Below are 21790 nucleotides of genomic sequence, written 5' to 3'. Positions count from 1 at the left end.
CACACGCGGGGACGGGGACGGCGGCTGCGGTCCGGACCTCAGGAGGTGCCGGTGCGCCGGGCGGTGCGTCCGGAGATCTGCACGCGTTCGATGGCGCCGGTAGCGGGGTTGCGGTGGAAGCGCCCGCCGGGCTCTCGGCGGCCGGTCGCCGGATCGACGAGGTCGCAGCTCAGATCCGGGTAGCAGGCGAGGGGAAGAGCGCAGTCGCCGTCCACGGAGAGCGCCGGCATGCCGTCCCCGTCTACCTCGATCCGGTACTCGGTTCCGCCGTTGCGGTAGGTGCCCGCGCTCTCGGGCAGCGGGACGGGCCGGTCGCGGCGCGCGCGGACGGGCATCGTCGGTACGCGCATCCCGGTGATCCGGGCCAGATCCCCGGCCAGGTCCTGCCAGACCGCGGTGGCACCCTTGGCGTTGCCCGTGAAGGCGACGACGAGACCGCTGTCGGGCTCGGCCCGCAGATGGCACGAGGTGCCCTGGGCGTTGCCGTCGTGCCCGCACCACCAGCGTCCGTCCTGCCGGAACAGGGCCGGGCCGAGGCCCCAGCCGTGCGCCAGGACTCCCGGGGCGGCCGCGGGTTCGCGGCGGCGCAGCTGTGCGGCGGCGGCCGGTGGCAGCACGGCGGACCGGCCGACGAGGGCTCTGCCCAGGGCCGCCAGGTCCAGGGCACTCGCCTGCACGGCGCCGGCGGGGGCTTCGAGCGGGGCCAGGTTCTGGTGCGTCGTGCGGACGCGCCCCGAAGCCGTGTTGAAGGTGTGCCCGGCGGCGGCCGGGCGGGTGGGGCGGGTGTCGCCGAGGAAGCAGGGGTCGGTTTCCAGGGGCTCCATGAGCAGGGCCCGGACGGCTTCCTGCCAGCTCATCCCGGTCACCTCCGCGATCAGCCGTCCGGCGGCGACATAACCGGCGTTGGAGTACGAGAACCCGGTCCCGGGGGCGAAGAGCGCGTCCGCGGCGGTGCAGACGGAGGAGAGGTAGCGCGGCGTGGTGATGCCGGCGGCGGTGTCCGAGTCGGGCCCGGTCGGCAGTCCGGCGGTGTGGCTGAGGAGGTGACGTACGGTCACCTCCGGTAACGCGCGTAACTCCGGGAGGAAGTCCGCGACCGGGTCGTCCGGGGAGAGGTCGCCGTCGTCTGCCAGGAGCATCACGGCGGCGGCGGTGTAGACCTTGGTGACCGAGCCCAGCGGGACGGCGGTGTCGGCGGTGAACGGCGCGCCCGTGGATGCGTCGGCCGTGCCGGTGTGCAGGCTCAGGACGTGCGTCCCGAAGTCCACGACCAGCTGGGCGCCGGGCACCCGGTGGAGGTCGGTGAGCTGTTCCAGACGGTCCTGCAGTGCCTGGCGGACGGGGGACGGTCGGCGGTCGGCGACCAGAGCGGCGGTGGGATACGGCATGGGAAGGGGACTCCTGATGACTGCGGCTCACGGGGATGACGGACCGGTCCGCAGGGTGAGCGGGTGCGGAAGCCGGGCCGGGGGACGTCGCGTGCGGCTACGTGCGGCCGACGTCGACCGGCAGGTGGCGTACGCCGACGATGACGGCCGGGTTCTGGAACGTGACGTCGTCGTAGGACGGCACGTCCAGCGTGCGGAAACGTTCAAGCAGCATCCGCAGCGCGACACGCGCTTCGAGCCGGGCCAGCGGTGCGCCGAAGCAGAAGTGGATGCCGTGCCCGAACGTCAGATGGGGATTGGGACTTCGGCCCAGGTCGAGGACGTCGGGTGAGGTGAAGCGGGCGGGGTCGCGATTGGCCGCGCCGAGGTGCACCATCACCAGGGAGTCGGCGGGGATGTCGTGACCGTCCAGCACCACGGGCCTGGTGACGCGGCGTCCCAGCTCGGGGAAGGGCGGGAGCCAGCGCAGCACCTCCTCGATGGCGTCGGGCAGCCTGCCGGGGTCCGCGCGCAGCGCGGTGAGCGAGCCGGGGTGCCGGTCGAAGGTTCCGACGGCGTTGCCCAGCAGCGCCGTGGTCGTGATGTGCCCCGCGACCAGCAGCAGGGCCACGAACCCGACGATCTCCTGGTCCTCCATGCGGACGCCGTCGACCTCCGCAGCGATGAGCTTGCTGGTGAGGTCCTCACCGGGCCGGGCCCGCCGGTTGCGGATGTGCTCCAGGATGTAGCCGTTCATCTCCCGCACGGTGGGGGCGATGGCCTCCAACGCCCGCTCCAGGTCGGCCATGTCGGGCGTCTCGCCGAGCTGGTCGCCGCTGAAGAGGGTGCTCGCCCAGTCCTGGAACAGGGTGTGGTCCTCGGGCGGTACGCCGAGCAGTTCCGCGATCACGATGATGGGGAGGGGGTAGGCCAGCGTGTCGACGAGGTCGAACCGGTCGCGGTCGTCGACCGCGTCCAGTAATCGTGCGCAGACGCCCTCGATGCGCGCTTCCAGTCCCTGGACGACCCGCGGGGTGAACGCCTGGCTCACCAGGGCGCGGAGCTTGCGGTGCTCCGGCGGGTCCATGCCGACGAAGTTGCCCTGCCGGAAGGTGTCGAAGTCGGGCTGCGTGGGGGCGATCGGGGACATGTCCGAGGAGTACGTGGCCGGGTCGGCCAGTACGGCGGCGACTTCCCGGTGGCCGACGACCTGCCACAGGCCCTGGGCCTCGTCGTACCGGACGGGGCCGGCCTCCCGTAAGGACCGCCACCGGTCGGTCAGGGCGTCCCAGACTAAGGAGGGCTCCGTCAGTTGCTTGCTTGTCACCTTGTCTCCCTTGGATGTGGGGGGGGCGTGCAGGCGCAGCGGGGTGACCGATGGAACGGGGTGGCCGGCGGCGCGTCCGGTGCGCCGAACGCGGACCGGCACGCCGCCCGGGCGGACGTGCCAGGGGGAAAGCGAGCGCTGCGACATGCGCTCCATACATCGGCCGATGGGCCGAACTCCCCCCGATTTGTGGCTGGTTGAACTGTCCGTCGCTAGTGACGGCGCGGCCGCGGCCCCCCGAATCCGGCGGCTGCGCCGCCGGTCCGTACGGTGGTCATCCCTCAGGTCGATGAGGTCGTTCGAGCAGGGTCAACACGTCCTCCGCGTCGCACTTCGGCTCCGTGCCGGTGCGTGAACGGACGGTGGCACCCGCCTTGCGGACCATGCCGACATACACAGCTCCCCCAGTGCATCTTCCCGCGCAGCCACTGCACGGGGCTTGTCCCAGCTCACACGGTCATGTGGCAGGCCCGCAGACGCCGGTCGCCCGGGGCGGGATGCGCGGGTACGCACACCGACGAATGCCGTCCGCGCCGGACGCGGTGCGTACTCGGGAACACCCTTGTCCCGGTCGAACTCGGCCCACAGTCTTCATGGCGAGTCATGTGATAGCAACCCCCAGAAGTTGAACGGAGAGTGCTGACCACGGACCGCCGGATGTGACCCCTGAGTAGCTTCCGCGGGGCCCCGTCCACCAGCACGACGGTCCGGCCGGATCGCCGCTTCCGGCGGGTGCCCTGTCGTCCCGCCCTCAAACGTCCGACGGCCCGGGAGGCCCCGACTTTCCCGCGGGGCGTACGCCGAGGGGCGCTCCCACCAGCGACGCAACCCCTGTGTGGCCGCCGCGGGTTGACCCGGCGCGGCGGTCGTCGGCCTCCGGTGGCCGTCCTTCCACCGCCGACGGACGCGGCGCTTCCCTCCCTCATGGCCGCCCGGAGCCCTCCGTCACCGGGCCCGGACACCGCGGCCCACCGCCGGGCGCACGGGGGCGCACGGTCACACCGTGTGCGCGGGCACGTGCATCCGCCGGGAGCCGGTGCCCCTCCGTACGACTCGGCCGGGAAGAGGCCCTGCGGCACCCGATTCACCGTGCCGGGCGTCCCCGACCGCCCTCGTCGCAGCGCGAGTTCGGGAAGAGGGCCGCACCCCGGCGGCAGACGGCCGGCAGGCCCCGGGGGCGGCATGCGCCGCGCCCGCCGTCGGTCAGCCTCGCGCCCGCGGTTCGGGGAACCGGCGCGCGGACCGGGCGCAGTCCGCTACGAGCCCGGCCACGGCCGCCCGGTGGTCCGACAGGAAGAAGTGGCCGCCGCTGAAGGACTTCTGCCGGAAGTCCGCCGACGTGTGACGCTTCCAGGCGGCGGCGTCCTCGGGCCTCACGAGCCGGTCCTGCTCGCCGGTGAGGCAGAGGACGGGCACGGCCACCGTGGTGTCGACCGGCCGGTACAGGCCGACGGCCCGGTAGTCGTTGCGGATGACCGGCAGCAGCAGGTCCATGAGGTCGGGACTGCCCGCGATGCCCGCGTCCGTACCGCCGAGGGAGGCCAGGTGGTCCAGGATGTCCTGGTCCGAGCCACCGGGCACCTCGTCCCGCCGGTCCACCGAGGGGGCGGGACGCCCGGAGACCACCAGGTGGCACGGAGCCGCCGGCTGCCCGGCGGCCAGCCGGACGGCGGTCTCGAAGGCCACGGTCGCCCCCATGCTGTGGCCGAAGAGCACCAACGGCACGGGCGCCTCGGCGTACCGCCGCAGGGATGGGACGACCTGGTCGGCCAGGGCTTCGACGGTCGGCACGAACGGCTCGCCGAGCCGCTCCTGACGCCCCGGATACTGAACGGCCGAGATGTCGAACGTCTCCGGCAGGTGCGGCGCGAACGGCACGAAGTAGGTGGCGGCGCCCCCGGCGTGCGGGAAGAACACCACGTGCGCCGCGGGCCGTTCGCTCCTGCGCAGCTCCCGGATCCAGGGATCCCTGCTCACCGTCAACGCCACCCACCCCTTGTCCGGCCGCCACCCGATACGTCAACGGCCTTACCGGGCAAGTCCCTTGATCGGCCGTCATGTGTGAGCCTACGAGGCGGACGCCGTCGCGCGCCCGGGCGACCGGAAAACGGCAGGCGCGACGCATGGGCCCGCACCACGCGAGGCGGCGGGCGGACCGCCGCGGCGCCGACACTCTGCGCCGACCACCGACGTCAAGGCCGGCCACCCGGGGGTGCCGGTCAGGGCGACGGCGCCGTGCTCTCGCGCACCACGAGTTTCGTCGGTACGAGGGTGGTGCCGTGATCCGCCCCCTCCTGCCGCATCCGCCGCAGGACGCCCTCGACGCAGAGGCGTCCCACCTCGGCGAAGTCCTGGTGGACGGTGGTGAGGGGAGGCAGGAAGGAACTCGCCTCGGGAATGTCGTCGAAGCCGATGACACTGACGTCGTCGGGGATCTTCCGGCCGCGCTCGTGCAGGGCACGCAACAGCCCCAGCGCCATCTGGTCGTTGGCCGCGAACACCGCCGTGCACGCCTGCTCGTCGGCGAGCCGGAGCCCGGCGCGGTACCCGGACTCCGCCGACCAGTCGCCCCGTACGACGGGCGGCACCGGGCACCCCGCGTCGACGAGTTCGGCCCGCCAGGCGTCGGCCCGGCGCTGGGCAGCGAAGGACTCCTCGGGACCGGCGAGATGCCAGACCGTGCGGTGCCCGAGGTCCAGCAGATGCCGGACGGCCGCCCGCGCTCCCCCGGCCTGGTCCGTGTCGACCACGGAGTAGCGGTCACCGGCGTCCGAGTCGGCGACGACGACCTGCACCCGCGGGGGAAGGGAGATGGTCGCCGCGTCGAGCAGGTGCACCTCCATGATGGCGATGACCGCGTCGACGGCGAGTTCACCGAGCCGGGAGAAGGCACCGCGCACCTCGTCCTGGGTGGGCACGGCGACGGGCAGCAGGGTGACGGCGTAGCCCTCCAGCGCGGCGGAGGTCGCGATGGCCTCCAGGGTGCGCATGTTGCCGGTGGTCGACAGGTTGAAGGTGATGACCCCGATGGTGCGGAACTCGCCGCGCTTGAGGGCCCGGGCGGCACTGTTGGGCCGGTAGCCCAGCTCCTTCATCGCGGAGAGCACCTGCCGCCGTGTCTCCTCGTTGACTCCGGCGTAGCCGTTGGACACCCGGGAGACGGTCTGCGAGGAGACGCCGGCCAGCCGGGCGACGTCCGCCATGGACGCGCTCTGTGTACGACGCGAGGCCTGTCCGTCCCCGCGCTCACGGGCCCGTTCCGCAGGTGTCGAGGCGCTGTCCGCGGTGTCCACTCGTCTCCCTCGCTACCCGGGCCGCCGTTCCCCGGAACGACCCTTGACCACCGACATGGGGGCAGTGTAGACATGCCGCCATCAGATGTTTACGTAAACATAACAGCCCCGGGCACCCTTCGGTGCGGGATGTTTACGCAAACATCGCGGCGGCACACGAAGCCGGTTCCGAGATGGACGAGCGAGGAACGACATGACGACGCTGCAATCCCCCGCGGCCGTGCGCCGGCCCCCGGAGCGGCCCCCGGCGAAACAGGACCGGCGCTCCTGGGCCGGGTGGGGATTCATCGGCCCCTTCGCCGTGGTCTTCGCCTTCGTCTTCCTGGCGCCGATCGTCTACTCGGTCTACCTCAGCCTCTTCCGGGACCAACTCATCGGCGGCACCACCTTCGTGGGCCTGGACAATTACCAACAGGCCCTTCAGGACGACCAGTTCTGGTCCTCCCTGGCCCGGGTGTCACTCTTCCTCCTGGTCCAGGTGCCGATCATGCTGGGCATCGCCCTGCTGGTGGCGCTGGCCCTGGACAGCGGACGGCTCTACGGCACGGACTTCTTCCGCATATCGATCTTCCTGCCGTACGCGGTGCCCGCCGTGGTCGCCACCCTCATGTGGGGGTTCATGTACGGCACCAAGTACGGGCTGGTGGGTGACATCAACGACGCCTTCGGGGTCACCCTGCCCGACCCGCTGTCGAGCGACCTGGTGCTCGCCTCCATCGGAAACATCGTCACCTGGGAGTTCGTCGGCTACAACATGCTGATCTTCTACTCCGCGCTGCGGGTCATCCCCAGCTCGCTCTACGAGGCCGCGGAGATCGACGGCGCCGGACAGATCCGCGTCGTCACCGCCATCAAGCTCCCCGCGATCCGCGGCGCCCTCGTCATCGCGACGATCTTCTCGATCATCGGCAGCTTCCAGCTCTTCAACGAGCCGAACATCCTGCGGCCGCTGGCGCGCAACGCGATCACGACGGACTACACCCCGAACTTCTTCACCTACTCGCTGTCCTTCAACGGCCAGCAGCACAACTACTCCGCGGCGGTCGCCATCATCATGGGCCTGATCACCATGGTCATCGCCTATGTCGTACAGCTGCGCGGCATGCGCAAGGGAGCGTGACCCCGATGAGCAGCACGAGCAGCACGGCCACCACCGCCTCCCCGCCCGCGTCCGCCCCGCCGTCCGGCACCACCCGGAACGTGCCCCGGCTGCGCAAGCGCGCCGACCACGTCCCCGGGCGCCCCAGGCGCAGCATCCTGCTGACCGTGCTGACCGGCCTGATCCTCGTCTACACCGTGGTCCCCCTGGTGTGGCTGCTGATCAGCGCCACCAAGACGCAGGAAGGGCTCGCCGACTCGTCCGGGCTGTCGTTCGCCGACGACTTCGCCCTCTGGGACAACATCAGCGAGACGTTCACGTACAACGACGGCATCTTCGGGCGCTGGCTCCTCAACACCCTCCTGTACGTCGTGCTCGGGGCCGGCGGTGCCACCCTGCTGGCGATCCTGGGCGGTTACGCACTGGCGAAGTTCGACTTCCCCGGCAAGCGCGGCGTCTTCGCCGTGGTCATCGGCGCCGTCGCCGTGCCGGGTACCGCCCTCGCGGTGCCGACCTTCCTGATGTTCAGCAAGATGGGCCTGACCGACACCCCGTGGGCGGTGATCATCCCCTCGCTGGTCTCGCCCTTCGGCCTGTATCTGATGTGGGTCTTCGCCACCGAGGCCATCCCCGTGGAACTGCTGGAGGCGGCCCGCATCGACGGAGCGGGCGAGGCGCGCACCTTCTTCCGGGTCGCCCTGCCGCTGCTCGCCCCCGGCATCGTGACCGTCCTGCTCTTCACCACGGTCGCCACCTGGAACAACTACTTCCTGCCGCTGATCATGCTCAAGGATCCCGACTGGTATCCCCTGACCCTCGGCCTGAGCGCCTGGAACTCCCAGGCCGAGACGATCGGCGGCGACGTCATCTTCAACCTGGTGATCACCGGTTCGCTCCTCACCATCGTCCCGCTGATCGCCGCGTTCCTCCTGCTGCAGAAGTACTGGCAGTCCGGCCTCGCCGCCGGAAGCGTCAAGGAATGACCCGCTCCCCCGCCACCACGCCGCTCGGCCCCATGTCCCGCACCCACCGCCCGTCCCGCCCACGAAGAAGTGGAAGCACCTCCATGCGCAGAACGACCAGCCGCCTGATGCGCGGCCTCGCCGCCCTTTCCGTCCTCGCCCTGGGCGCGACCGCCTGCGGCGGCTCCGACGACAGCTCCGACCAGAAGCCGGTCTCCGCCGGCGACGTCCGGGCCGCTCTCGAAAAGGGCGGCACGGTGACGGTCTGGGCCTGGGAGCCCACGCTGAAGACGGTCGTCTCCGACTTCGAGAAGAAGTACCCCAAGGTCAAGATCAACCTGGTCGGCGAGCGGTCGGGCGACAAGCACTACACCGCCCTGTCGAACGCGATCTCGGCCGAGAAGGGCGTCCCCGACGTCGCGCAGGTCGAGTACTTCGCGCTGGGCCAGTACGCCCTCACCAAGGGCCTGACGGACCTGGCCCCGTTCGGCGCCGGCAAGCTCGCCGACACGTACACCCCCGGCCCGTGGAACGCCGTGAACGACGGTGACAAGGTCTACGGCCTGCCGATGGACTCCGGCCCCATGGCGCTCTACTACAACAAGAAGATCTTCGACAAGTACAAGATCGCGGTGCCGGCCACCTGGGACGAGTACGTCGACGCGGCCCGCAAGCTGCACAAGGCCGACCCGAAGGTCTACATCGCCAACGACGCCGGCGACGCGGGCTTCACCACCAGCATGCTGTGGCAGGCCGGTTCGCGTCCCTACCGGGTCGACGGCACCAAGGTGACGGTCGACTTCTCCGACGCCGGCGCCAAGAGGTACACCGACACCTGGCAGAAGCTGATCGACGAGAAGCTCCTCGCCCCGATCAACGGCTGGACCGACGACTGGTACAAGGGGCTGGGCGACGGCACCATCGCCACGCTCGCCAGCGGTGCCTGGATGCCCGCCAACTTCGTCACCGGCGTTCCGAACGCCTCCGGCGACTGGCGTGCCGCGCCCATGCCCGCCTGGACCAAGGGCGACAAGGCGAGCGCGGAGAACGGCGGCAGCTCCCTGGCCCTGCCCGCGCTGGGCAAGAACAAGGAACTGGCCTACGCCTTCGTCGAGTACGCGAACTCCGGGGCCGGTGTGCAGAGCCGGGTCAAGGAAGGCGCCTTCCCGGCCACCAGGGCCGAGCTGGAGTCCGAGTCCTTCCGCGACACCGAGTTCGAGTACTTCGGCGGCCAGAAGGCCAACGAGATCTTCGCGGACTCCGCCGCCAACGTCGCCGACGACTGGTCGTACCTGCCGTTCCAGCAGTACGCCAACTCGATCTTCAACGACACCGTCGGCAAGGCCTACGTCGGCAACACCAAGCTCGCCGACGGCCTGAAGTCCTGGCAGGACGCCTCCGTCAAGTACGGCAAGGAGCAGGGCTTCACCGTCGAGTAGCCGACGCAAGCCTCCCACGCCGCCCCTGTGCACCACCGGAAGGACCACCATGATCTCCACCCTCCTGTCCCGACTCCACGGGCCGGACGGTGACTTCACCCCACGCCTCGCGTACGGCGCCGACTACAACCCCGAGCAGTGGCCGCGCGAGGTGTGGGAGGACGACATACGGCTGATGCGCGAGGCCGGCGTCAACATCGTGTCGGTGGGGATCTTCTCCTGGGCCCGCATCCAGCCGGCCCGGGACGAGTGGGACTTCTCCTGGCTCGACGAGATCATGGACCTGCTGCACAGGGGCGGCATCGGCGTCGACCTGGCCACCGCCACCGCCTCCCCGCCCCCCTGGCTCACCACCGCGCACCCGGAGATCCTCCCCGTGACGGCCTCGGGTGAGACGGTGTGGCCGGGGGCACGGCAGCACTGGCGGCCCACCTCGCCGGTCTTCCGCGACCACGCCCTGCGCCTGGTACGGAAGATGGCCGGACGGTACGCCGACCATCCGGCGCTGGTGGCCTGGCACGTCTCCAACGAGCTGGGCTGCCACAACGTCTACGACTACTCCGACGACGCGGCCCGCGCCTTCCGCGACTGGCTGCGCGTCCGCTACACCACGCTCGACGCGCTCAACCACGCCTGGGGCACGGCCTTCTGGTCCCAGCGGTACAGCGACTGGGACCAGATCCTGCCGCCCCGGCTGGCCGCCTCCCATCCGAACCCGACCCAGCAGCTGGACTTCAAGCGGTTCTCCTCCGACGCCCTGAAGGACCATCTGCGCGCGGAGCGGGACGTGCTGCGGGAGCTGACTCCCGACGTGCCGGTCACCACGAACTTCATGGTGATGGGCGGCACCAAGGGCATGGACTACGCCGACTGGGCCGGGGAGATCGACTTCGTCTCCAACGACCACTACGTCCTGCCCGGCCCCCAGGACCGGGACGAGCTGTCCTTCTCCGCCAACCTGGTGAGCGGCCTCACCGGCGGCCGCCCGTGGTTCCTGATGGAGCACTCCACCAGCGCCGTGAACTGGCAGCCGGTCAACGTCGCGAAGCGGCCCGGTGAACTCGCCCGCGACTCGCTGGTGCACGTCGCGCACGGTGCCGACGCCGTCTGCTTCTTCCAGTGGCGGCAGTCGGCCGCCGGGGCCGAGAAGTACCACTCGGCGATGGTGCCGCACGCCGGTCCCGACAGCGAGCTCTTCCGCGCGGTCACCGAACTCGGCCGCACCCTGGGGACGCTGGCGCCGGTCGCCGGTACCGAGCGCGAACCGGCCCGGGTCGGGATCGTCTTCGACTGGGAGTCGTGGTGGGCGAGCGAGCAGGACTCGCACCCGACCTCCCTGCTCGACTACCGGCAGGAGGCCCTCGACTGGTACTCCGCCCTGCTCGCGCTCGGCGTCCGGGCCGACGTCGTCACCGCGCGGGCCGACCTCGGCCGCCACGACCTGCTGATCGCACCCGTGCTGCACATGGTCCCCGCCGGACTGGCCAAGGACCTCACCCGGTACGTCGAGCAGGGAGGTCACCTGGTCACCACGTACTTCTCCGGTGTCGTGGACGAGAACGACCACGTCTGGCTCGGCGGCTACCCGGGAGCCCTGCGCGACCTGCTCGGCATCCGCGTCGAGGAGTTCGGCCCGCTGCTGGACGGCGACACGGTCGACCTCGACCTGGACGACGCCCCGACCGGGTCCCTGTGGACCGACCGGATCACCGTGACCGACGCCGACGTGGAGGTGCTCGGCCACTACCGCGGCGGTGCGTACGCGGGCCTGCCCGCCGTCACGCGCCGTGCGGTGGGCCGCGGTTCGGCCGCGTACGTCTCCACCCGGCTGGGCCCGGAAGGCCTGACCGGGCTGCTGCCGCACCTGCTCGCCCCGGCCGGCGTCGAGAGTGAGCTCCCGGACGCCGTACGGGGGAACGTCGAGCTGACCGTGCGCCGCGACGCCACGAGCCGCTATCTGTTCCTGGTCAACCGGACCGACGAGCCGGTCCCGCTGGCCGGGATCGCCGGGGAGGTCCTGATCGGCCCGACACACACCGACGGCGTGCTCGTGCTGCCGCCCAGGGACGTCGCCGTACTGCGACAGCCCGCCCCTCGACACCCCTGAGCCGGCCCGCTCCACGCCTGCTCCGGGGCAGCCGTCGTGCCGCGACCACCGGGCACGACGGTCCATCGCAGCGACTACAGACGAGTTGGGAGCACACGTTGGCACGCCGTACCCGCACACGACGGCTTCCGGGACCCCTCGGGGTCACCGCTCTGACCCTCGGGGCCACCCTGGTCACCGCACCACCGACGCACGCGGAGGCGGCGGCGACCGCCGTCACCGTCTCGCCCGACCCCTCGTACCGGGCACAGAGCTTCGAGGGCTGGGGCACCAGCCTGGTCTGGTTCGCCAACGCCACGGGCGACTATCCGCCGGAGATCCGGGAGAAGCTCGCCGACCTGCTCTTCGGCGACGACGGCCTCGCGCTCAACATCGCCCGCTACAACATAGGCGGCGGCAACGCGCCCGACGTCAAGGACTACCTCCGCGCGGGCGGGGCGGTCGAGGGCTGGTGGAAGGCACCGGCGGGCACCACGCGCGAGGACACCGGCTGGTGGGACGCGGAGGACCCGGCCGACTGGAACCCGGACGCCGACGCCACCCAGCGCTGGTGGGTGGACCGGATCAAGAAGGACGTCGACCACTGGGAGACGTTCAGCAACTCACCGCCCTGGTTCATGACCGGGAGTGGTTATGTCTCCGGCGGTTTCGACGCGAACGCGGACCAGCTCAGGGCCGACTCCGTCGACGACTTCGCGGCCTACCTCGCGGGCGCCACGAAGCGCCTGGAGAAGGCGCACGGCATCAAGGTCGACACGCTCGACCCGTTCAACGAGCCCGACACGGGCTACTGGAGCACCCGCCTGGGAGCCGACGGGCAGCCGGTCGGCGGCCGTCAGGAGGGCGCCCACATCGGTCCCGGGCTCCAGCAGAAGGTGATCAGCGCCCTGGCCCCCGCCCTGAAGAAGGCGGGGACCGGCGCGGAGATCTCCGCCATGGACGAGACCAACCCGACGCTCTTCGCACAGAACTGGAACACCTACCCGCAGGACGTGCGCGACCTGGTCGGGCAGCTGAACGTCCACACCTACGGAACCGGCGGTCGCACCAGCGTCCGCGACCTGGCCAAGGCGGCGGACAAGCCGCTGTGGATGAGCGAGGTCGAGGGCGACTGGGGAGACGGCCAGAGCTTCACCGACATGCGGCCGGGCCTCGGCCTCGCCCAGCAGATGGTCGACGATCTGCGCGAACTGGAGCCGAGGGCCTGGGTGTTCTGGCAGCCGGTCGAGGACTACGACAACATGAAGCCCGGCGGCGAGTCGGCCAAGGGCGGCAACTGGGGCAGTATCCAGCTCCCGTTCGGCTGCACCGCCGCGGACACCCCGGCCACCTGCCCGGTGCGTACCAACACGAAGTTCGACACCGCACGCAACTTCACGCACTACATCAAGCCCGGTGACCGGCTGATCGGGACCGACGACACGTCGAGCGCCGCCGCCGTCGCCGGCAAGGGCGCGGCCGCGACGGTCGTCCATGTCAACCGGACCACCGATACCCGGGCGGTGACGCTCGATCTGTCCAAGTTCGGCCGCATCGCACGGAACGCGACCGTGACGCCCGTGGTGACCAGCGCCGCGGGCAAGCTCGACCGGGGCTCCCCCGTCCGGGTCGCGGGCGGACGGGCCACCCTGACCGTGCCCGCGCAGTCCGTGACGTCCTTCCTCGTCAAGGGCGTCTCCGGCGTCGCCGAGGACGCGGCTCCCGCACAGCACGGCCACACCTACCGGCTGACCGGCGTCCAGAGCGGCAAGGCCCTCACCGTCGCGGACGACGGTGCCGGGCTCGTCATCAGGTCCGCGACCGGGGGCGCGGCCGGCACCCCGCAGCAGTGGCGGCTGCGCAGGACCGGCAGCGAGACCGGCAACCTCCAGCGCTACGTGCTCACCAACCCCGCCGAGGGCAGGCGGCTGGCGGTGCGCGACGGCGCCGCCGTCCTGGAGGCGGACGGCCGCCGGAGCGACAGGGCGGCGCAGTGGATCCTGTCGACCACCGGCGACGGCACCTGGACCCTGGTCAACGCCGCCACCGGCCGGCTCCTGGAGGTCGGCGGACAGGCCACGTCGGAAGGCTCCCCGGTCACGGTCTGGACCCCGAACTCCGGCTCCAATCAGCGGTGGAGGATCTCCGACGTGACCGAAGACCCGGATTCGTAGACCCGGCCGATCCGGGGCCACCACCCCCGCCTGTCGCCCACCCGGCCGGGGTCACGAAGGCGTGTGTGGCCCCGGCACCGGCGGCCGACGCCGCGCGGCGAAAATCGGTCGACAGTGTCCGGCGTGCCGGGCACTGTGGCCCTCGTGACGAGCAGCGAATTCTGGGACCGAGCGACCGCCGAACGCTACGACGCCGAAGAGGGCGAGCGGACCTCCACCGACTTCCTCGGACCCACCCTCGACTTCCTGGCCGAACTGGCCGGTGGCGGAAGGGCATTGGAGTTTGCGATCGGCACCGGCCGCGTGGGTGTCCCCCTGCGGCGACGCGGCGTCCCCGTGGCGGGCATCGAACTGTCCGAGCACATGGTCGCGGTCCTGCGCCGCAAGGCCGACGAGCAGACGCTCCCGGTCACCGTCGGGGACATGGCCACGACCGTCGTGCCGGGTGAGTTCACGCTGGTCTATCTCGTCTACAACACCATCTCGAACCTGCTGACCCAGGACGAGCAGGTCGAGTGCTTCCGGAACGCCGCGCGCCATCTCGCCCCCGGCGGCCGGTTCGTCATCGAGCTCGGTGTCCCGCCCCTGCGGTTCCTGCCGCCCGGGCAGACGGCGGTGCCCTTCGACGTCTCCGAGGGCCACCTGGGCTTCGACACCTTCGACCTGGTCGAGCAGATCCTCGTCTCGCACCACTTCACTTCCGACGGGGACGACGGACGCTTCCGCCGCGGGGCGTCCCGGCACCGGTACGCGTGGCCCGCGGAGCTGGACCTGATGGCCCGGATCGCGGGACTCGCACTGGAGCGCCGCGTCGCGGACTGGGACGGGACGCCCTTCACCCAGGAGTCGTCGCAGCACGTCTCGGTGTGGCGCAAGCCGTCCTGACGCACCGGGTATCCCACGGCGACCCCACGTCAGAGGCTGTGACACGGGTGTGACGCAGGCACGTTGCCGTGTGCGATGTGCAGTTGTGATGATGGACAGCATGTTCGAGCACGGGGGTGCGGCAGATGAGCCGCCACGCATACCGACATCACGTCTCACCGACTACGCGGAGCTGAGCGGGGCGCCCGCCGCCGACGCTCCCCCGCTGTCGGGGAACCCGGCCGGAGAGCCGGAGCCGGACCCCGCCGTCCGGAAACCGCCCGCCCCGGAGGCGGAGCCGGTCGTCGAGGGCCCCGTCGCCGAGGGCTCTGTCGTCGAGGATCCCGAAGTGGCTGCGCGCAGAAAGGCGTTCGCCCGGTTGCTGGGCGAGTTCCGGCGGACGGCCGTGCTCGTGCCGCTGGGCGACGAACCCGGCCCGGCGGAGGAACGCGGGCTGCTGACCGCCGACTTCAACGGCATCAGGTTCATCCTCGCCTTCTCCGACGAGCAGGCGCTGGCCCGCTACGCGCAGGCCCGTGGCGCGTACACCCGGGAATGGACGTACCGCACCGTGCTCGGTGCCCGGCTGCTCGACGTGGCGGTGCCCGCGGCCGGGGTGCCGTGCGGGGTGGCACTGGACTGCGCGGACGGCCCGGACGGCGTGGTGTTCCCGCCGGTGCGGGGCATCGTGCCGGCCGAGGCCGCCGTCGACGGCCACGAGGAGGACGCGGCATGACGGGCGGCGGAAACGGTGGCGGCAAGGATCTGAAGGCCGGCGGTCTGGACCTGGTCGCGAAGGGACTGACCGAGGCGCTGGGCGAGCTGAAGGAACTCGGCATGGTCGGCGAGGCCGGCGCCGGACGCGGCTTCGGCGACATCGCGCTGTCCGGCCTGGAGCTCGGCCACGAAGGCCTGACCGAGACGTTCAAGTCCTTCTGCGAGCGCTGGGAGTGGGGCGTGCGGTCACTGGTCAACGAGGGCAACGCCTTCGCGGTCAAGACCGGTCTGTCCGCGGGCACTTACTACGAGACCGAGCAGTACGTCGAGGGATCCCTCAAGGTCGTGACGAACGCAGCGATCGGCAACCCGTACGCCACCGAGGAGGAGGTGATCGGGCAGGGCTGGGGCGACATCGCCACCTCCGGCGCGTTCGGCGGCGCCGACTACAGCAAGGAGTCCTTCGACCAGGCCATGGCGAACAGTGCGCAGGGCTGGAAGGACGCCGGCCGCGATGTCATGACCTCCCACACGGTCGGCCCGCTGGGCCTCAACCCGGAGAACCTGCACGGCGCGGCGGGCATGTCCGACGCCGAGTACGACCAGTGGCTCGACAGCACCTTCGGTCCGTCCCCCGAAGCGCGCGCGGCGGCCGCCGAGCAGCAGGGCGGGGGTGAGCAGTAGTGGGCATCCTGGGTGACATCGGTGACGGCATCAAGGGCGGCATCAACCACGGCCTGGCCATCGGTGAGGACCTCGTCGACGAGGGCAGGAAGAAGGTCGGCGAGGGGGTCGACTGGGCCACCGGCAAGGTCGGTGACGGCCTGGACCACGTGGGCCTGCACGACGCCGCGGACGCGGTCGAGGACTGGGGCGACGAGGTGGCCTCCGACCTCGGCGCCACCCCCGGTGAGCAGCAGCTCGGCCAGACCGAGGAGGCCAACGAACTCGTCCACGGCAATCCCGCCAGGATCAGTGAGTCCGCGAAGCATCTCAAGGACTTCCACACCGCCTTCGACCACGTCGCCCAGGGCATGAAGAAGGTCGACGCGTCCGGCTGGGCGGGCGAGGGCGGCGACGCGTTCCGCGAGAAGTTCGGTGTCCATCCCACCAAGTGGGCGCAGGCCTCCGACGCCTGTGACAAGGCCGCGGCGGCACTGGAGGCGTACGCCGACACCGTCAAGTGGGCGCAGGGCAGGGCCAAGGAGGCCGTCGAGCTCTACAAGAAGGGCCGGAAGGCGTCCGACGACGCGGTCGCGGCGTACAACAAGCGCGTCGACGCCTACAACGCCAAGGTCAAGGCGAACGAGGACCCCGGCCCGAGGCCCGAGCCGTTCCGGGATCCCGGCAAGGCCGACATCACCAAGGCCCGGGAAACCCTGGCCGAGGCCCGCAAGCAGCGCAACACCAGCGCTTCCGAGGCCGGGACCAAGGTCAAGGGGGCTCTCGCGCACGCGCCCGCCGAGCCGCCTCCGCTGGACCGCCTCGGCAACAACCTCGTCGACGGCTACCAGGCCGTCAACACCGAATTGACGCATGTCGTCGGCGGTGCGCTCAAGGGCACCGCCGGCCTCGTCAACTTCGCCCGCGGCCTCAACCCCACCGATCCGTACAACCTCACGCATCCGGCCGCATACCTGCAGAACGTGTCCATGACGCTCTCCGGCCTCGTCTCCACGGCTGCGCATCCCGAGCGGATCGTCACCGCCGCCGTCGACGGCTTCAAGAAGGACCCCTCGGAGTTCGTCGGCCGCCTCATCCCCGAGCTCATCGGTACCAAGGGCGCGGGCCTGGCCCGGAGCGGTGTACGCCTCGGTCTCAAGACGGGCGCGAAGGAAGGACTGGAGAGCGGGCTGCGCCGGGAGGCGCGCAACGGCGCCGAGCAGCATCCGCAGACACGTGCGCAGCAGCCCCACGAGAAGACCTGCGAGAAGGATCCGGTCGACGTGGCCAGCGGCCACATGGTGCTGGCCCAGGGTGACGTGTCGCTGCCGGGCCGCCTCCCGCTGGTGTTCAAGCGGGAGTTCGAGTCCTCGTACCGGGCGGGCCGCTGGTTCGGCCCCACCTGGTCCTCCACCGTCGACCAGCGTCTGGAGATCGACACCGAGGGAATCGTCCTCGTCGGCGAGCACGGTCTGCTGCTGACCTTCCCGCACCCGGCGCCGGGGGCGCCGACCCTCCCCCACCGGGGGCCGCAGTGGCGCCTGGACCGGACGGCCCAGGGCTACACGGTCACCGATCCGCGCTCCGGTCGCGTCCTGAGTTTCGGGCAGCGGGGGGAGTACGAGGCGCTGCTGGAGCGCATCGACGACAGAAGCGGCCACTGGATCGCCTTCGAGTACGACGAGGACACCGGCGCCCCCTGTTCGGTGTACGACAGCGCGGGGCGCCGCCTGCTGCTGACCAGCCGCGAGGGACGGGTCACCTCGCTGCGTCTGGCGGGCGGAGCGCCGGACGGCGCCGACCAGGAGATCGTCCGGTACGGGTACGGCCCCGACGGTCATCTCGCCGAGGTCACCGGTTCGTCGGGAACTCCCCTGCGGTTCGCGTACGACGAGCCGGGGCGCATCACCGCGTGGACCGACACGAACGGGAACACCTTCTCGTACACCTACGACGACCGGGACCGCTGCGTCGGCCAGTCCGGCGGCGCCGGGCACCTGCGGTCGGTCTTCCGGTACGAGGACGGTCCCGAGCCGGGGTTCACGACCACCGCCGTGACCGACTCGCTCGGCCACACCACGCGTTACCGGATCGACCGGCACCGGCGGGTCGTCACCGCCGTCGACGCGTGCGGTGCGGCCACGCACCACACCTACGACGACAAGGGACGTCTCCTCTCGCGCACGGATCCGCTCGGCGGCACGACGTCGTTCACGTACGACCAGGACGGCAACCAGACGTCCGTCACCCGGCCGGACGGCCACACGGCGCACGCGGAGTACGCTCACGGCCTGCCCGTGAAGGTGATCGGTGCCGACGGCACCGCGATGCACCAGCAGTACGACGAGCGCGGCAACCGCGTCCGGCTGACGGCTCCGGGCGGGCGGACCACCCGCTTCGCGTACGACTCCGCAGGGCACCTCGCCTCGGTCACCGACGCGCTGGGCGACACCACGCGGGTCCGCTGCGACGCCGCGGGGCTGCCGACGCACGTCACCGATCCGCTCGGCGCGACCACCCGGTACGAACGGGACGCGTTCGGACGCCCCGTCGCGATCACGGATCCGCTCGGGGCGACCACCCGCCTCGAATGGACCGTGGAGAGCAGGCTCGCCCGGCACATCTCCCCGGACGGCGGCGTCCAGTCGTGGACGTACGACGGCGAGGGCAACTGCACGAGCCACACCACCGCCACGGGCGCGGTGACCCGTTTCGAGTACACCGACTTCGACCTCCTGACGGCCCGGACCGACCCCGACGGAGCACGTCACGAGTTCACCTACGACACGGAACTGCGCCTGACCAAGGTCACCAACCCGCTGGGGCTGACGTGGAGTTACGACCACGACCCGGCGGGCCGGGTGGTCTCGGAGACGGACTTCGACGGGCGCACGGCCGGCTACCGGCACGACGCGGCGGGACGCCTCGCGGCCCGGACCACCGTCTCGGGTGACGTCGTCACCTTCGAGCGCGACGCGCTGGGCCGGGTGGTCCGCAAGGAGGCCGGCGGCCGGGTCACCACGTATGCCTACGACTTCACGGGCCAACTCGCCGAAGCCCGCGGGCCCGACGTCGCCCTCGTCCGGCTCCGGGACCGCGCCGGTCTCCTCCGGTCCGAAACGGTCGACGGGCGCACCATCACGTACACCTACGACCAACTGGGCCGACGCGTCTCGCGGCGCACGCCCGCGGGCGCGACCAGCACGTGGGCGTTCGACGCGGCAGGAAACCGGACGGAACTGGCCACGTCCGGCCGCACCGTGGCCTTCTCCTTCGACGCCACGGGCCGGGAGACGGCCCGCCGGTTCAGCAGCGGGATCGGCATCCATCACACCTTCGACGCACTCGGACGGCTCACCGGCCAGACGCTCCGGAACGCGCGCGAGGAGTCCCTCGCGCATCGCGCGTACGTCTATCGTCCCGACGGGAACCTGTCGGCGGTCGAGGACCCCCTGCTCGGCGCGTGCACCTTCGGTCTCGATCCGACGGGCCGGGTCACCACCGTCCAGGGGGCGAACTGGACGGAGCGGTACGCCTACGACGCCTCCGGCAACCAGACCGACGCCGAGTGGCCCGACGCCCCCGTCGGCCGGGAAGCCGCCGGTCCCCGCGCGTACACGGGCACCAAGGTCGTGCGCGCCGGCCGGGTCCACTACACGTACGACGAGGCCGGCCGCGTGGTCGAGCGCCGGGTCCGGCGGCTGTCGGGGCCGGTGGACGTCTGGCGCTACTCCTGGGACGTCGAGGACCGTCTGACCGGGGTGACGACACCGGACGGCACGCGCTGGCGGTACCGCTACGACCCCACGGGGCGCCGCACCGCCAAACTGCGGCTCGCCGCCGACGGACGGTCGGTGGCCGAGCGAACCGACTTCACCTGGGACGGCCCGACGCTGTGCGAGCAGAGCACGACCGTCGCCGAGTCGCCGAACGTCGTCACACTGACCTGGGACCACGCGGGCGCGCGCCCGCTCACCCAGACGGAGCGCATCCACGCGGCCGGCGCTCCGCAGACGGAAGTGGACTCCCGCTTCTTCGCCATCGTCACGGACCTCGTCGGCACACCCCGCGAACTCGTCGACGAGAGCGGCGCCACGGCATGGCGGGCCCGCTCCACTCTGTGGGGCACGACCGCGTGGAGCAAGGACAGCACCGCCTACACGCCGCTGCGCTTCCCCGGGCAGTACTTCGACCCGGAGACGGGCCTGCACCAGAACTACTTCCGCCACTACGACCCCGCGACGGGGCGGTACCTCACCGGCGATCCGCTCGGGCTGACTCCGGCGCCCAACCCTGCCTCCTACGTGCCCAATCCCCACACCTGGTCGGACCCGTTGGGCCTGTCGCCCTGCCCGCCCCATCTTTTCCGGGGCACCACCCGAGGCTTCGAGGGGAGCCCCGGGGTGCAGCGGCACGGCATCACGCCCACGTCGTCCGACCCCGGAGTGGCCACCGTCTTCGCGACCCAGGCCGAGCGGTTCGGGGACGCCGTCGTCGAGATCTATCCCCGCGGCGCCCTGAACGACGTCCCGGTCCACGAGGGCTACATCGCCCGCGAAGCCGAATGGCCGGTCGAGCTGAGCCCTGCCGAACTCTCTTCCCGCGCCTCGGTACAGGTGCCGTCGTCCGTCGCCCGGGACATTCTGAGCGAGATGGGCATCGACGTCCCCCGCCGCATCGGCAACGGCGATATCGATCCGCTGCTCGAATACGATATTCCGAAGCTGACACCGGAGCAGATCAGCCACTTCGTCGAGGAGGCCCACCGCCGTGCCTGACCCCGCGGTCCTGAGCGTGCTGTCGCTCGAACCGATGACATCCGAGGACACCGTCGTCTGTGTGGTGCGCTGCCTTCAGGGCACCGCCGTGCTCGGCTCCCGTTTTCGGACCGAGGCGGGCACCGGGGACTCACTCGCGCTGACCCGGATCGAGTGGTACGGCAGGGAGGTGACGGAACTCGACACCGTGCACTCCGGCAGGGTGACCCTGACCGGCGCAGGCGCGGGGCTTGTGGTGCCGCAGACCACCCTCGTGTCGGTGGAGTGACACGCCCCTCGTCACCCGAGGAACGACAGGCGCACCTTCCGGTCGGGGTTGTCCTTGTTCGTGTCGACCAGGCACACCGACTGCCACGTCCCCAGCTCCAGCCGCCCGGCGACGACCGGCAGGGTGGCATGGGGCGGGACCATGGCCGGAAGCACGTGGTCGCGGCCGTGGCCGGGGCTGCCGTGCCGGTGCTGCCAGCGGTCGTCGGCGGGGAGCAGGGTGTGCAGGGCGGCGAGCAGGTCGTCGTCACTGCCGGCCCCGGTCTCGATGATCGCGACTCCGGCGGTGGCGTGCGGGACGAAGACGTTCAGCAGACCGTCCCGGCCCGCCGCCGCCTCGGCGAGGAACGCCTCGCAGTCGCGGGTGAGGTCGACGACGTTCTCGGACGAGCCGGAGGCGATGTTCAGGACACGCGTGGTGAAGGCTTCGGACATGACCCCATCCTGACCCGTGGGCCGCATTTCACACCTGACCTGGCGCCCGTTCGGTGGTACGCGCATTCCACTCCGCGAGACGCCATTGACCGTGCACACGCAGTCTGGCTACTTTCTGCCGCATGTTGCGTTCAGCCCTGCTCACCACGCGCGGTCACATCGACCTGCTGCGGGTGGCCTCCGCCGCGTGTCGCCGCGGCTGCTGACGCCCTTTCACCCTGCTGACACCGCGCCCCTGCGCCTCGCCCGTCCGCATGTCCGATCACACGTCGGCCTCCTGACGCGCTGATCGCCGGGCTCGGTCGCGCCCTCGCGCACC

The 21790-nt window shown here is 71.2% G+C and carries 16 protein-coding genes; 11 read left to right on the top strand and 5 right to left on the bottom strand.

Translation table 11 applies throughout. The features are described 5' to 3' along the window. Positions 1-38: 38 nt before the first annotated feature. The 4 genes from ACZ4NT_RS12625 to ACZ4NT_RS12610 form a co-directional block, all read right to left on the bottom strand. Positions 39-1388 (bottom strand): serine hydrolase domain-containing protein, encoded by a 1350-nt coding sequence (locus ACZ4NT_RS12625; RefSeq protein ID WP_467725119.1) that lies wholly within the window; start codon positions 1386-1388, stop codon positions 39-41. Between the two features lie 97 nt (positions 1389-1485). Further along, the gene (locus ACZ4NT_RS12620) at positions 1486-2694 is read right to left on the bottom strand and encodes a cytochrome P450 (RefSeq protein WP_467725117.1); all 1209 of its coding nucleotides are present in this window, start codon (positions 2692-2694) and stop codon (positions 1486-1488) included. 1203 nt (positions 2695-3897) lie between these two features. Continuing rightward, positions 3898-4671 (bottom strand): thioesterase II family protein, encoded by a 774-nt coding sequence (locus tag ACZ4NT_RS12615; protein WP_467725115.1) that lies wholly within the window; start codon positions 4669-4671, stop codon positions 3898-3900. Positions 4672-4913: 242 nt separating this feature from the next. Further along, positions 4914-5987 (bottom strand): LacI family DNA-binding transcriptional regulator, encoded by a 1074-nt coding sequence (locus ACZ4NT_RS12610; protein WP_467725113.1) that lies wholly within the window; start codon positions 5985-5987, stop codon positions 4914-4916. Positions 5988-6180: 193 nt separating this feature from the next. Between ACZ4NT_RS12610 and ACZ4NT_RS12605 the strand changes: the two genes are divergently transcribed. From ACZ4NT_RS12605 to ACZ4NT_RS12560, 10 genes are all read left to right on the top strand, one after another. Beyond that, positions 6181-7107, top strand: coding sequence for a carbohydrate ABC transporter permease (locus ACZ4NT_RS12605; protein WP_121408426.1), 927 nt, complete (start codon positions 6181-6183; stop codon positions 7105-7107). Positions 7108-7112: 5 nt separating this feature from the next. Further along, positions 7113-8069, top strand: coding sequence for a carbohydrate ABC transporter permease (locus ACZ4NT_RS12600; protein WP_121408427.1), 957 nt, complete (start codon positions 7113-7115; stop codon positions 8067-8069). 83 nt (positions 8070-8152) lie between these two features. Further along, complete coding sequence (locus tag ACZ4NT_RS12595; protein ID WP_467725110.1) at positions 8153-9487, top strand: ABC transporter substrate-binding protein; 1335 nt, start codon at positions 8153-8155, stop codon at positions 9485-9487. 49 nt (positions 9488-9536) lie between these two features. Further along, positions 9537-11594, top strand: coding sequence for a beta-galactosidase (locus tag ACZ4NT_RS12590; protein WP_467725108.1), 2058 nt, complete (start codon positions 9537-9539; stop codon positions 11592-11594). A gap of 98 nt (positions 11595-11692) precedes the next feature. Beyond that, on the top strand, positions 11693-13747 hold the full coding sequence (locus tag ACZ4NT_RS12585) for an RICIN domain-containing protein (protein ID WP_467725106.1): 2055 nt from the start codon (positions 11693-11695) through the stop codon (positions 13745-13747). Between the two features lie 144 nt (positions 13748-13891). After that, positions 13892-14632 (top strand): class I SAM-dependent DNA methyltransferase, encoded by a 741-nt coding sequence (locus ACZ4NT_RS12580; protein WP_467725104.1) that lies wholly within the window; start codon positions 13892-13894, stop codon positions 14630-14632. 100 nt (positions 14633-14732) lie between these two features. Continuing rightward, complete coding sequence (locus tag ACZ4NT_RS12575; RefSeq protein WP_467725102.1) at positions 14733-15347, top strand: hypothetical protein; 615 nt, start codon at positions 14733-14735, stop codon at positions 15345-15347. Beyond that, positions 15344-16012 (top strand): hypothetical protein, encoded by a 669-nt coding sequence (locus tag ACZ4NT_RS12570; protein WP_121408431.1) that lies wholly within the window; start codon positions 15344-15346, stop codon positions 16010-16012. The genes ACZ4NT_RS12575 and ACZ4NT_RS12570 overlap by 4 nt, the downstream gene beginning before the upstream one ends. Beyond that, entirely contained in the window at positions 16012-20769 is a 4758-nt protein-coding gene (locus ACZ4NT_RS12565; RefSeq protein WP_121408432.1) for a putative T7SS-secreted protein, read from the top strand. Before ACZ4NT_RS12570 ends, ACZ4NT_RS12565 begins: the two co-directional genes overlap by 1 nt. Beyond that, positions 20762-21037, top strand: a complete 276-nt coding sequence (locus tag ACZ4NT_RS12560; RefSeq protein ID WP_467725099.1) for a hypothetical protein — start codon at positions 20762-20764, stop codon at positions 21035-21037. Before ACZ4NT_RS12565 ends, ACZ4NT_RS12560 begins: the two co-directional genes overlap by 8 nt. An 11-nt stretch (positions 21038-21048) precedes the next feature. Here ACZ4NT_RS12560 and ACZ4NT_RS12555 read toward each other — a convergent pair whose 3' ends face one another. Continuing rightward, positions 21049-21471 carry a secondary thiamine-phosphate synthase enzyme YjbQ gene (locus tag ACZ4NT_RS12555; protein WP_121408434.1) on the bottom strand — a complete coding sequence of 141 codons (423 nt, stop codon included), beginning with the start codon at positions 21469-21471 and terminating at the stop codon, positions 21049-21051. 122 nt (positions 21472-21593) lie between these two features. On the opposite strand from ACZ4NT_RS12555, the gene ACZ4NT_RS12550 reads away from it, so the two are divergent. Then, positions 21594-21677: a putative leader peptide gene (locus ACZ4NT_RS12550; RefSeq protein ID WP_349817350.1), complete on the top strand. Its 84-nt coding sequence runs from the start codon at positions 21594-21596 to the stop codon at positions 21675-21677. Positions 21678-21790 lie beyond the last annotated feature (113 nt).

The organism is Streptomyces sp. NPDC026417 (genome assembly GCF_055567695.1).
Note: the sequence above shows the minus strand (reverse complement) of the source record. Positions and strands in the feature narration are given on the sequence as shown.

Excerpts from the sequence above, each read along its gene's own strand:
- ACZ4NT_RS12625 (WP_467725119.1), bottom strand. The coding sequence starts at position 1,388 with ATGCCGTATCCCACCGCCGCTCTGGTCGCCGACCGCCGACCGTCCCCC.
- ACZ4NT_RS12555 (WP_121408434.1), bottom strand. The coding sequence starts at position 21,471 with ATGTCCGAAGCCTTCACCACGCGTGTCCTGAACATCGCCTCCGGCTCG.
- ACZ4NT_RS12605 (WP_121408426.1), top strand. The coding sequence starts at position 6,181 with ATGACGACGCTGCAATCCCCCGCGGCCGTGCGCCGGCCCCCGGAGCGG.
- ACZ4NT_RS12550 (WP_349817350.1), top strand. The coding sequence starts at position 21,594 with ATGTTGCGTTCAGCCCTGCTCACCACGCGCGGTCACATCGACCTGCTG.
- ACZ4NT_RS12600 (WP_121408427.1), top strand. The coding sequence starts at position 7,113 with ATGAGCAGCACGAGCAGCACGGCCACCACCGCCTCCCCGCCCGCGTCC.
- ACZ4NT_RS12595 (WP_467725110.1), top strand. The coding sequence starts at position 8,153 with ATGCGCAGAACGACCAGCCGCCTGATGCGCGGCCTCGCCGCCCTTTCC.
- ACZ4NT_RS12590 (WP_467725108.1), top strand. The coding sequence starts at position 9,537 with ATGATCTCCACCCTCCTGTCCCGACTCCACGGGCCGGACGGTGACTTC.
- ACZ4NT_RS12570 (WP_121408431.1), top strand. The coding sequence starts at position 15,344 with ATGACGGGCGGCGGAAACGGTGGCGGCAAGGATCTGAAGGCCGGCGGT.
- ACZ4NT_RS12575 (WP_467725102.1), top strand. The coding sequence starts at position 14,733 with ATGTTCGAGCACGGGGGTGCGGCAGATGAGCCGCCACGCATACCGACA.